The following is a 10,585-nucleotide window of genomic DNA, read 5'->3' as shown; positions in this document are numbered from 1 at the left end:
TCACCGTGAACCCCGACAATCTGGGTCCCGTGATCGTGCGGGCGCACATCGGCGGCAGTGCGATTCGGGTGGAACTGTTCGCCCCGACCGATCTCGGGCGGGATGCCCTGCGCGCGATCCTGCCGGAGCTGCGGCGCGACCTCGCCCAGGGCGGCACGGACACGCGGCTCGACCTGTCCGGGAACTCCCAGCCCGACGATTCCCGCGCTGCGGGCTCCGGTACCTTCGGCGCTCCCGGCCGGCAGGAGGCCAGGACCAGTCCGGATCCCGGATCCGTGCGGGCACCCGACCAACCGGGCGACGCCCGGGAGTCCGGCACGGCGGTCCGACCGCCGTTCCGGGACGAACCCCTCGGCTACCGCCCCTCCGTCGATGTGCTGGCCTGAATGACGGCCCAACGGATGACCGCCCAGAACCTGTTCCAGAACACGACCACAAGAACCACGAGAAGCACGAGAAGAGAGAACCCATGACGATCGAAGCCATCGTGGCCGCATCGGCAGCCGGAGCAACGGGAGCCGCGACCGCGACCGCCGGCGTGTACAGCGCGTCGACCACCACGCGCACGCCGAGCCAGAGCCTCGACTCCGAGGCCTTCATGAAGCTCCTCGTCACGCAGCTGAAGAACCAGGACCCGAGTTCGCCGATGGACTCCAACCAGATGATCAGCCAGACGACGCAGCTCTCCATGATGGAGAAGCTCACGGCCCTGTCGACGACCTCCGACGAGAGCTTCTCGCTCCAGATGCGCATCGCGGCCGCCTCCCTGGTCGGGCAGAACGTGACATACACGGATGCCGCCGGCACCTCGGTCACGGGAGTCGCCTCCGCCGTGTCCTACGCCGGATCGGTGCCGCAGGTCACGGTCGGGGGAGTGAGCGTCAAGCTCGACGCGATTTCCGGGGTCACGACCCCGGCGACCACGACCACTCCGGTCGTCGCGACCACCACGACCTGACGCCTGGCGCGTCCCGCCCGGCCGTACTCCACCACACGCTTTCCACCCATACCGTTTCGAAAGGCAGCATCCCATGCTTCGTTCCCTGTATTCCGGAATCTCCGGCCTTCGCGCGCACCAGACCATGCTGGATGTCACCGCGAACAACATCGCCAACGTCAACACGACGGCGTTCAAGTCTTCCTCGGCGCAGTTCCAGGACACCCTGTCCCAGCTGACCCACGGCGCGGGCTCCCCGCAGACCGTTGTCGGCGGCACCAACCCGGCCCAGGTCGGCCTCGGCGTGCAGGTCGCCGGCATCTCCACCAACTTCGCCCAGGGCTCCACCCAGTCGACCGGTCGCGCAACCGACATGATGATCTCCGGCGACGGTTTCTTCGTGACCCAGCTCGCCGGCGAAACCCTCTTCAGCCGCGCGGGCGCCTTCGACTTCGACGCGCAGGGCCGCCTCGTGTCACCGTCCGGCGCGCTCGTGCAGGGTTGGAACGCCGACGCGAAGGGCACGGTCAACCAGGGCGGAGCGCTGGGCACCATCACCCTGCCACTCACCACAATTCAGCCGCCATTGGCTTCGGCAACGGCCACAGTGACCGGAAACCTGCCTTCGGATGCGGCTGACGGTACAACCCTGAGCCGGGAATTCACGGCCTATGACAAGACCGGCGCCGCGAGTCAGGTCTCACTCAACTTCACGTACAGCGCAGCGGCCCCGGCCAAGTGGACCGTCACTTCTCCCAACTCGACGAGCAGCACGATGCTCACCTTCGCGGATGGGTCACTGACCTCGACTGCGAACAGCCTGCCGGTCACCGTCAACGGTGTCACTGTCGCCGTCGACCTGGGCACGATCACGGGCGCCGCCAACCTCAGTTCGTTGACTGCCGCGAGCACCGACGGCCACGCCGCAGGTTCGCTCACGTCGTTCACCCTCGGCAAGGACGGCACCCTTACCGGGCTGTTCAGCAACGGCAAGCAGCAGTCGATCGGCCGGATCGCCCTCGCGACCTTCACCAACCCCGGTGGCCTCGAGAAGGCCGGATCGTCCGAGTACCGGTCGACCACGAACTCGGGCACCGCTGTCCTCGGTGCCGCCGGATCCGCCGGAATGGGCACCCTCACGAGCGGTTCCCTCGAGATGTCGAACGTCGACCTCTCCCAGGAGTTCACGAACCTCATTGTCGCCCAGCGCGGCTTCCAGGCCAACGCCCGCATCATCACGACCTCCGACGAGGTCCTGACCGAGCTGACGAACCTCAAGCGGTAGTCCCGGCAGACGCAGGCGCGACCGGCGCCGGGTCCTTCGCGGGCCCGGCCGGCGGCATCCGCCTGCCCGCCCACACCCCGAGCTAACCTTCGGCGCGGAGCGACCGACAGTGGTGCCTGACGGCCGGTGTGGCCGTCGTGAGCCAGGGACGGGCCCCATGATCGTTGTGACACGGCTGAATGACAGCCAATTTGCGATCAACCCCGACCTGATCGAACGCATTCACGCCAGCCCCGACACGACCCTCGTCATGGTCGACGGGGCGAAGTTCATCGTCATCGAGACCCTCGACGAGATCATCGAGAAGATCGCCCGATTCCGGGCCCATGTGATCTCGCTCGCCTCCCTCACCGACGACCGCGACTACCGGTCCGGCGCCCGGTCGCTCGAGGTTCCGACGGGACCGCACGCGATCGAAGACGAGCTCGAACCGGGCAGCGGGCAGCGCCCGCGGAGGCTCTGATGGATCCGGCAACCCTGATCGGGATCGCCCTCGCCTTCGGCTCCATGGTCGCCATGATCACGATCGAGGGATCCTCGATCGCCTCCATCCTGTTGCCTGCTCCGATGATCCTCGTCTTCGGTGCCACGATCGCGGTCGGTATCGCCGGCGGAACCATCAGTGACGCCCTCAACGCATTCAAAGCGCTTCCCAGCGCGTTCAAGGGCAAGACCACCCCACCCCAGGACGTGATCGACCAGATCGTCGTGCTCGCCGAGAAGGCCCGCAGCGCAGGTCTCCTCGCGCTCGAGCAGGAGGCCGACGCGATCGACGACCCGTTCCTGCGCACGGCGCTGCAGAACATCGCGGACGGCACCGACGGAGACGAACTGCGGATCCTGCTCGAGGACGAGCTTTCGACCGCGACGAAGCTCAGCCGGAACGCCTCGAAGTTCTTCGTGACCCTCGGCGGCTACGCCCCGACTGTCGGCATCATCGGCACCGTCATCTCCCTCACCCACGTCCTCGAGAACCTCGACACTCCCTCGACCCTCGGGCCGATGATCGCCGCCGCATTCGTCGCGACGTTGTGGGGGCTCGTCTCGGCGAACTTCATCTGGCTTCCGATCGGGAACCGCCTCAAGCGGCTCTCCGACCTCGAGGTCGAACGGATGACCCTCCTGATGGAAGGCGCTCTCGCCGTCCAGGCCGGCAGCCAGCCGCGGCTCCTCGGCGAACGCCTCCGGGCCATGGTGCCGAACGCGCCGGCCAAGAAGGCCGCAAAGGCCGCCAAGGCGGACAAGGCGGACAAGCCGCTGTCTGAGGCAGCATGAGTGCCGGCGGCGGGCACGGCGGAGGACGCGGGCGAGGTCGAGGTCGCGGCCTCGAGGAGGAGCACGTCGAGCACGTCGACGAGCGCTGGATGGCGTCGTACATGGACATGGTCACCGTGCTGATGTGCATGTTCATCGTGCTGTTCGCGATGTCCTCCGTTGATTCGCAAAAGTTCTTTCAGCTCAAGAATTCCCTCGCGACAGGCTTCGGGGCCGTCGACGTCGGCAAGATCGACACGGCCACCGGGGTCGTCGTGTCGGCCGCGAACGCCAACGCCAGCGACCCGGCCGCGAAGGACCTCGGGACGGCGGGCGCAACCTCGACGTCGGCCGCGACAGCCTCGGCGACACCATCGCCAACAGCGACCCCGGCACCGACTCCCGCCCTCACCGACCTCCAGATCGCGACCCAGGAAATCGCCGACCTCTCCTCGGTGCAGGCGGCACTGAAGGCAGCCGTCACCGCGCAGGGCATCGACTCGATCGTGCAGTTCACGATCGACGCCCGAGGGCTGACCATCGGGCTCGTCGGAACGGATGCCTTCTTCGCTCCCAACCTCGCCACCCTGAGCCCGAAGGCGACGGCCGTCATCGACGCCATGTCGCCGATCCTCGCCGGCGACAAACGTGAGGTCACCGTCGAAGGCCACGCCGACCGGCACGGCGTCACCGTGAATTATGCGACCGACTGGGAACTCTCCTCGGCCAGGGCGACGAGCGTCCTGCGCAGGTTCGTCGAGGTCGGCGGTGTCGCGGGGGAGCGGATCTCCGCGATCGGCTACGGTTCGACCCGTTCGGTCACGACCGCGGACACCCTCGACGCGATGGCCCAGAATCGCCGCGTCGACGTTGTCCTGCTTTCGAGCGAACCGGATGCCGTCCGCGCGCTGATCCCCTCGATCCTCGCCGGGCAGGCGGGCGCCCCCTAAGCAGCGGACACCGTCAGGCATCCCGCGGTCGCCCCGCGGGCAGCCCGCCCGGGATTTCGAACGAATTCCCTGCGGACTGCTTACCGGTCGGATTCACCGGCCGATAGTTGCAGTCGTGACGGTCCAGGAACACAAGAGCATTGGCGTGCCCGCAGCGCCCGAGCGCACGGTCGAGGTGTACGACTTCCGACGTCCGACGACCCTCGCGCGCGAGCACTCGCGTGTCCTCGAGCTCGCCTTCGAGACCTTCGCGCGCCAGTGGGGCACCCAGCTGACCGCGAAGGTTCGCGTGATGTCCCAGGTCACCTGCGAGCACGTCCTGATGCGCAGCTACGACGAATACGCGAGCTCGCTGCCGTCGTCGACCGCGATGGTGCTCTGCCCGGTAGGCAGCCTCGCGGCCAAGGCCGTCATCCAGTTCCCGACCGCGGCGGCCCTGTCCTGGGTGAGCCACATGCTCGGTGGCAGCGAGGTCCCTCCACTTCCCGAGCGCACCTTCACCCAGATCGAACTCGCCCTCGTGCGTCGCCTGATGGAGGACGCCCTCGAGGACCTGCGCTACTCCCTCGGGACGCTCCTCGTCCTGCCGATCTCGTTCGGCGGCATCCAGTACAACTCGCAGTTCGCCCAGGCCGCGGCGACGAGCGATCTCGTCATCGTCGCGACGTTCTCGATGCGGGTCGGCGAGACGACTTCGACCGCCACCCTCGCGTTGCCCGCCGAGACCCTGCTTCCCCAACTCGGGGAGTCGATCCCGGTCATCACCGCCGAGGAACAACAGGAGAAGCTGAACGCCCAGCTCGCCTGGGTGCCCGTCGACCTGTCCCTGCAGCTCAGCCCGATCCGGGTGCTTCCGAGCGTCATCCTCGGCCTCGCCGTCGGTGACCTGCTGCCTGTCCCGCACTCCAGGCACCGCCCGCTCGACCTCGTCGTCGACGGGCACACCCTGGCCAGGGCCGCCGTCGGATCCAACGGCTCCCGCCTGGCCTGCATCGTCACCGACACCGAGGAACTGTCCCCATGAGCCCTGCCACGACCGCCATCCGCAATCTCGTCGAGGCCCTGCTCACGGTCCTGCCAACGCCCACCCGCCTGGAGGCGACCCCGTGCGCCGGCGAATCCCTCGCCGGCCGGCTCGGCGCCGGCGTCGTCGCCTCCTTCGTCGGCGTCACGAGCGCCGACCTCGCGATCGTCCTCACCGACCCGCACTCCCTCGACGCCGCAGCGGGCAATGGCGCCTTCTCGAGCCTCGACGTGCTCCGCCCCGCCCTCGACAGCGCCGCAACGGTCCTCGGCATCGGCGTACTCGGCGCCTCCCGCCTCGAAGACGTCACGTCCCTGTTCGCGGATGCCGACACGAGCGTCTTCGAGCTCGCGAGCGAGGGCGTCGTGAGCGCCTGGTTTGCGATCCGCCTCCGCGAGAACGGCGCCATCTCCGGGATCCCGCGCACCGGAAACCGGTCCGTCGTCGGAAAGCTCGGCCGGATCAACAGCGTCGAAATGGCCCTGACCGTCGAGATCGGCCGCACCCGGATGTCCGTGCGCGACGTGCTCGCCCTCGAACCCGGCGCCGTGATCGAGCTCGACCGCTCCGCGGGAGCCCCCGCAGACATCCTGCTGAATGGCCGCCTGATCGCCCACGGCGAGATCGTCGTCGTCGACCAGGACTACGCCGTGCGGATCACCCAGATCCTCGATGTCGCCGAGAGCCTGAGTTAGGTGGACACCCTCCTCGTCGCCCTCCGCGTCGCGCTGTCCCTCGCCGTCGTCGTCGGCCTCCTCTGGGTCCTGCAGCGCCGCATGCAGAAGGGCACCCGCCGTGGCCCCAAGGCCAGCCTCGTGTCGGTCGTGGGCCGGCAGGGCCTCGGCCAGAAGGCATCCGTCGTCGTCGTCGACGTGGAAGGCCGCAGGTTTGTGCTCGGAGTCACGGAACAGTCGGTCACCGTGCTGCACGACGCGCTGAGCCCGGCGGAGAGCTTCGCCACCACGCTGCACGCGGCGGACACGGACACGGACACGGACACGAGACGCTCCGCGGGGATCGCCGCGACGACCGCAACGGGCGCGTATGAGGCGGCCGCGAGCGTTGCGGCCGAGGACGAGGCGCTCCCCGCGCCGCTCACCTTCCGTCCCCGCCACGACCGGGGCACCCGCACCGCGGAGTCAGCCCTGCGCGCCGAGTCCGGACCGGGCTCGAGCTCCCGGCCGAACCGCCTGGCCGGATCGATCCTCTCGCCGGCGACGTGGCAGCAGACTGCCGCGGCACTCCGGCAGGGACGGTGAACACCCGCGCCCTGCGCCCCGGCCTGCCCGGGCTCCGTGCCCCGCGCTCCGATGCACTCCGCCGCGCTGACCGGGTGCGCTTCACCAGGCTCCTCGTGATGGCGGCGCTCGTGCTCGTCATCGTCCTCGCCGTCGTGCTGCTCACCACGAGCGCAGGCCACGCCGCGACGATCGCCCCGGTCGCCCCCGTCGACCCGGTGGCGCCGAGTACCCCGACGCCCGCGGCAGGCACCGGCCTGAGGGTCGACATCAACGGCCCGGACGGTTCACCGTCCTCGGCGATCGTGACCCTGATCGGCATCACCCTGCTTTCGGTCGCCCCGGCGCTCCTGCTCATGATGACGAGCTTCACCAAGATCTTCGTGGTGCTCGCGATGACCAGGAACGCCCTCGCGCTCCCGTCGATCCCGCCGAACCAGGTGCTCGCGGGCCTCGCCCTGTTCCTGTCGCTGTTCATCATGGCGCCCGTGCTCACCGACATCAACAACCACGCCCTGCAGCCCTACCTGAACGGCACGCTCTCCTTCGACGACGCGGTCACGATCGGCTCTGCTCCACTGCGCACCTTCATGCTCGCGCACACCCGCGAGGAAGACCTCGCCCTGATGACCAGGGCCGCGGACCAGGCCAACCCGGTCAGCCGCGACGCGGTGTCCCTGCTCACCCTGATCCCGGCGTTCATGATCTCCGAGCTGCGGGCAGCCTTCATCATCGGCTTCGTCATCTTCATCCCGTTCCTCGTCATCGACATCGTCGTCTCCGCCGCCCTGATGTCGATGGGCATGATGATGCTGCCGCCGGTGATGATCTCGCTCCCGTTCAAGATCCTGCTGTTCGTGCTCGTCGACGGCTGGGGACTGATCATCACGACCCTCATCACCAGTTACCGGGGTGGCTGATGGACACCAACGCCATCCTCGACATCGGCATGCAGGCGATCATCGTCGCGGGCAAACTCTCCGCGCCGATCCTGATCACCGCCCTCGTCGTCGGTTTCGCCATCTCCCTGTTGCAGTCGATCACGCAGATCCAGGAGGTGACGCTCTCCTTCGTACCCAAGGCGATCGCCGTCTGCCTCGCCCTGCTCATCTGCGGGCACTGGATGATCTCCGAGATCGTCTCCTTCACGACCGCGCTCTTCGACAAGATCCCGACACTCATCGGCGGCGGCTGATGAACATCACCCTCGACTTCACCTGGATCGAGGCCGTCATGCTCGCCGGGGTGCGCCTCATCGCCTTCCTCGTGATCGCCCCGCCGTTCTCCTACAACGCGTTCCCGCTCCGGATCAAGGGCATGCTCTCCCTCGGGCTCGCCCTCGCCGTTTCGCCCGTCGTCACCCCCGGCTACGTGTCCCCGGACACCGGCGGCTTCATCCTCGCGCTCCTGCTCGAAATCGTCGTCGGCGGCATGCTCGGCTTCCTCGTGCTGATCGTGTTCTCCGCCGTGCAGTCGGCCGGCAACCTGATCGACCAATTCGGCGGATTCCAGCTCGCCCAGGGCTTCGACCCGCAGGCGATGGTCAACGGCGCCATGTTCACCCGGCTCTACCAGATGACCGCCATCGCGCTCCTTTTCGCGTCCGGCGGCTACCAGCTCATCATCGGCGGCCTGACCCGGAGCTTCACGGCCATCCCGATCGGCGGGGGCATGGACCTCGCCGCCCCGGTCCAGGCCGCAACGAACGCCGTCGGCCAGCTGCTGCTCTCCGCCGTGCAGATCGCAGGACCGCTCATCGTCGTGCTCTTCCTCGCGGATGCCGGCCTCGGCCTGCTCACCCGGGTCGCGCCCGCGCTCAACGCCTTCGCCCTCGGCTTCCCGCTCAAGATCCTGATCACCCTCACCCTCGGCGCGAGCGCCTTCGTCGCGCTTCCGCGCATCGTGTCCGCCCTCACCGACACCGCCGTCACGACCATGCTCGGGGTGAAGTAGATGTCGGACTCCGGCGAAAAGACCGAGCAGGCCACCGATAAGCGGATGAAGGAGGTCCGCGCCAAGGGCCAGCTCTCCAAGTCGCAGGACCTCACCGCGTGGATCGGCATCGGCTCCGCCGCCGCCCTCGCCCCCGTCACGATCAGCCTCGGGTCCCAGGCCGGCGCCAGCCAGCTCGACGGACTGCACGCGATCGTCGCGAATCCGAGCCCCGAACTCGCCGAGCAGCTGATGGGCGACGCGTTCTCCTCGCTCGCCGGCACCCTGACCCCGATGCTCGCGACCGTGTTCGCCGTCGTGCTCGCCATCGGCGTGGCCTTCCTGCTGGCCTGGGACGCGGGCGGCATCACTGCGGGGATCTTCTACCGTGGCGAGACGGACCTGATGACCGGCATCCAGCTCGCGCCGGAGCTCCCGCTCGAGGAGCTCTTCTTCCTCACCTTCCTCTGCTATCTGACCATGAACGCCGTGCGCGGGGCCGAGCTGCTTCTCGAACGCGGTGCACGTCGAAAGCGGCGCACGTGACCTACCTGCTGCTCGACCTCGTCTTCGTCGTCGCTGCGGCCCTCGCAGCGGTCGTTGCCGGACTGCGGCGACGTCCTTCCCGGCGCAGGGTCGCGGCGATCGGGTGCGCATTGCTCGCTGTGCTCGTGCTGAGCGCGATCTTCGACAACGTGATGATCGGCGTCGGGCTCGTCGCCTATGACCCCGCCCACACCTCTGGCCTCCGCCTCGGCCTGGCCCCTGTCGAGGATTTCGCCTACCCGCTCGCCACCGCCCTCCTGCTGCCCGCACTCTGGACGCTCCTGCCGGGGCGCCGGGCTCCGGGCGGACGGGCCGCCCCGGTCAGCCCCGGGTCGGTCGACAGGTCGGTCGCCGGGTCGGTCGACAGGTCGGTCGACGGGACCGGAACCGTGGGAGAATCCAGTCAGGGAAGGGATCAGGGGCGGGATCACGGTCCCGCACAGGATCACGACAACAGCGCCAGCAGCCGATCGGCCACGCGCGGGGGGAACCGATGAGCAGCATCCGTACGACGACACTCTGGAAGACGCGGCAGGTGCTGCTGTCCTCGCGGCCCCTTAGCTGGATCAACACGGCCTACCCGTTCGCGGCCGGCTACATCGTGACGACCGGGCGCGTCGACGCGCTCCTCGTGGTCGGCACACTGTTCTTCCTGATCCCGTACAACCTGCTGATGTACGGCATCAACGACGTGTTCGACTACGAGTCCGACCTGCGCAACCCGCGGAAGGGCGGCGTCGAAGGCGCGATGCTCGACCCTGCCCTGCACCGCACGGTGCTGGTGTCCGGGATCGTGACGGCGGTGCCCGTGCTCGGCGCGATGCTCGTGCTGGCCGGCACAGGGCATCCGGTGTCGTGGGTCGTGCTCGCGGTGAGCCTCTTCGCCGTTGCCGCGTACTCGGTGCCCGGGCTGCGGTTCAAGGAGCGCCCTGTCGTCGACTCCGTGACGTCGAGCACGCACTTCGTCAGCCCGGCGGTCTACGGGCTCGCGGTCGCCGGGGCGCAGTGGACACCGGGCCTGGTGGCCCTGCTCGCCGCGTTCTTCCTCTGGGGTATGGCCAGCCACGCCTTCGGGGCCGTGCAGGACGTCGTGCCCGACCGGGAGGGCGGGATCGCCTCGATCGCGACCGCGCTCGGCGCCGGCCGGACGGTGCGGCTCGCGATCGGCTGCTGGGCTGCTGCCGGGCTGCTGATGCTCGCGACCGGGTGGCCCGGCCTTCTCGCCGCCGTGCTCGCGGTTCCGTACATTGTGGCCGCGTGGCCGTTCCGGTCGGTGAGCGACGCGCGCGCCGAGACCGCCAATGCCGGCTGGAAGCGCTTCCTCTGGCTGAACTTCGTGTCCGGGTTCTGCGTGACCATGCTGTTGATCGTGTCCTCGCTGCTCTGAGGCGGGTGCCGACGCGCGGATGCGGCGAGGCC

At 68.7% G+C, this 10,585-nt stretch carries 15 protein-coding genes; all 15 read left to right on the top strand.

Annotated features, from left to right (window positions below):
• The coding region (locus QN345_RS10850; protein ID WP_323508645.1) for a hypothetical protein at window positions 1–386 on the top strand (386 nt) is incomplete at its 5' end.
• Between the two features lie 83 nt (window positions 387–469).
• The gene (locus QN345_RS10845) at window positions 470–958 is read left to right on the top strand and encodes a flagellar hook assembly protein FlgD (protein WP_134448959.1); all 489 of its coding nucleotides are present in this window, start codon (window positions 470–472) and stop codon (window positions 956–958) included.
• 73 nt (window positions 959–1,031) lie between these two features.
• A complete protein-coding gene (locus QN345_RS10840; protein WP_134448960.1) occupies window positions 1,032–2,222 on the top strand; it encodes a flagellar hook protein FlgE in 1,191 nt (396 codons plus the stop codon).
• Window positions 2,223–2,379: 157 nt separating this feature from the next.
• Window positions 2,380–2,685 carry a flagellar FlbD family protein gene (locus tag QN345_RS10835; protein ID WP_134448961.1) on the top strand — a complete coding sequence of 102 codons (306 nt, stop codon included), beginning with the start codon at window positions 2,380–2,382 and terminating at the stop codon, window positions 2,683–2,685.
• Complete coding sequence (locus tag QN345_RS10830) at window positions 2,685–3,497, top strand: motility protein A (protein ID WP_322135973.1); 813 nt, start codon at window positions 2,685–2,687, stop codon at window positions 3,495–3,497. Before QN345_RS10835 ends, QN345_RS10830 begins: the two co-directional genes overlap by 1 nt.
• A complete protein-coding gene (locus QN345_RS10825) occupies window positions 3,494–4,426 on the top strand; it encodes an OmpA/MotB family protein (RefSeq protein ID WP_134560271.1) in 933 nt (310 codons plus the stop codon). Before QN345_RS10830 ends, QN345_RS10825 begins: the two co-directional genes overlap by 4 nt.
• 115 nt (window positions 4,427–4,541) lie before the next feature.
• Complete coding sequence (locus QN345_RS10820; protein WP_241985086.1) at window positions 4,542–5,450, top strand: flagellar motor switch protein FliM; 909 nt, start codon at window positions 4,542–4,544, stop codon at window positions 5,448–5,450.
• Window positions 5,447–6,145, top strand: a complete 699-nt coding sequence (gene fliN, locus QN345_RS10815; protein ID WP_134448964.1) for a flagellar motor switch protein FliN — start codon at window positions 5,447–5,449, stop codon at window positions 6,143–6,145. Before QN345_RS10820 ends, fliN begins: the two co-directional genes overlap by 4 nt.
• Window positions 6,146–6,709 carry a flagellar biosynthetic protein FliO gene (gene fliO, locus QN345_RS10810; RefSeq protein WP_134448965.1) on the top strand — a complete coding sequence of 188 codons (564 nt, stop codon included), beginning with the start codon at window positions 6,146–6,148 and terminating at the stop codon, window positions 6,707–6,709. It begins immediately after the preceding gene.
• 98 nt (window positions 6,710–6,807) lie between these two features.
• A complete protein-coding gene (gene fliP / locus QN345_RS10805; protein WP_322189830.1) occupies window positions 6,808–7,608 on the top strand; it encodes a flagellar type III secretion system pore protein FliP in 801 nt (266 codons plus the stop codon).
• A complete protein-coding gene (gene fliQ / locus QN345_RS10800; RefSeq protein WP_134448966.1) occupies window positions 7,608–7,883 on the top strand; it encodes a flagellar biosynthesis protein FliQ in 276 nt (91 codons plus the stop codon). Before fliP ends, fliQ begins: the two co-directional genes overlap by 1 nt.
• Window positions 7,883–8,641 carry a flagellar biosynthetic protein FliR gene (locus tag QN345_RS10795; RefSeq protein WP_134448967.1) on the top strand — a complete coding sequence of 253 codons (759 nt, stop codon included), beginning with the start codon at window positions 7,883–7,885 and terminating at the stop codon, window positions 8,639–8,641. Before fliQ ends, QN345_RS10795 begins: the two co-directional genes overlap by 1 nt.
• Window positions 8,642–9,166, top strand: coding sequence for a lycopene cyclase domain-containing protein (locus tag QN345_RS10790; protein ID WP_323508644.1), 525 nt, complete (start codon window positions 8,642–8,644; stop codon window positions 9,164–9,166). It abuts the gene before it with no gap.
• A complete protein-coding gene (locus QN345_RS10785; protein ID WP_322189657.1) occupies window positions 9,163–9,663 on the top strand; it encodes a lycopene cyclase domain-containing protein in 501 nt (166 codons plus the stop codon). Before QN345_RS10790 ends, QN345_RS10785 begins: the two co-directional genes overlap by 4 nt.
• Complete coding sequence (locus QN345_RS10780; protein WP_134560289.1) at window positions 9,660–10,553, top strand: prenyltransferase; 894 nt, start codon at window positions 9,660–9,662, stop codon at window positions 10,551–10,553. Before QN345_RS10785 ends, QN345_RS10780 begins: the two co-directional genes overlap by 4 nt.
• Window positions 10,554–10,585: the final 32 nt, after the last annotated feature.

Source organism: Cryobacterium sp. 10I1 (assembly GCF_035019805.1).
In the GTDB taxonomy this organism is placed as follows: Bacteria; Actinomycetota; Actinomycetes; order Actinomycetales; family Microbacteriaceae; genus Cryobacterium; species Cryobacterium glucosi.
Note: the sequence above shows the minus strand (reverse complement) of the source record. Positions and strands in the feature narration are given on the sequence as shown.

Excerpts from the sequence above, each read along its gene's own strand:
- QN345_RS10845 (WP_134448959.1), top strand. The coding sequence starts at position 470 with ATGACGATCGAAGCCATCGTGGCCGCATCGGCAGCCGGAGCAACGGGA.
- QN345_RS10840 (WP_134448960.1), top strand. The coding sequence starts at position 1,032 with ATGCTTCGTTCCCTGTATTCCGGAATCTCCGGCCTTCGCGCGCACCAG.
- QN345_RS10835 (WP_134448961.1), top strand. The coding sequence starts at position 2,380 with ATGATCGTTGTGACACGGCTGAATGACAGCCAATTTGCGATCAACCCC.
- QN345_RS10830 (WP_322135973.1), top strand. The coding sequence starts at position 2,685 with ATGGATCCGGCAACCCTGATCGGGATCGCCCTCGCCTTCGGCTCCATG.
- QN345_RS10825 (WP_134560271.1), top strand. The coding sequence starts at position 3,494 with ATGAGTGCCGGCGGCGGGCACGGCGGAGGACGCGGGCGAGGTCGAGGT.
- fliN (WP_134448964.1), top strand. The coding sequence starts at position 5,447 with ATGAGCCCTGCCACGACCGCCATCCGCAATCTCGTCGAGGCCCTGCTC.
- fliP (WP_322189830.1), top strand. The coding sequence starts at position 6,808 with ATGGCGGCGCTCGTGCTCGTCATCGTCCTCGCCGTCGTGCTGCTCACC.
- fliQ (WP_134448966.1), top strand. The coding sequence starts at position 7,608 with ATGGACACCAACGCCATCCTCGACATCGGCATGCAGGCGATCATCGTC.
- QN345_RS10795 (WP_134448967.1), top strand. The coding sequence starts at position 7,883 with ATGAACATCACCCTCGACTTCACCTGGATCGAGGCCGTCATGCTCGCC.
- QN345_RS10790 (WP_323508644.1), top strand. The coding sequence starts at position 8,642 with ATGTCGGACTCCGGCGAAAAGACCGAGCAGGCCACCGATAAGCGGATG.
- QN345_RS10780 (WP_134560289.1), top strand. The coding sequence starts at position 9,660 with ATGAGCAGCATCCGTACGACGACACTCTGGAAGACGCGGCAGGTGCTG.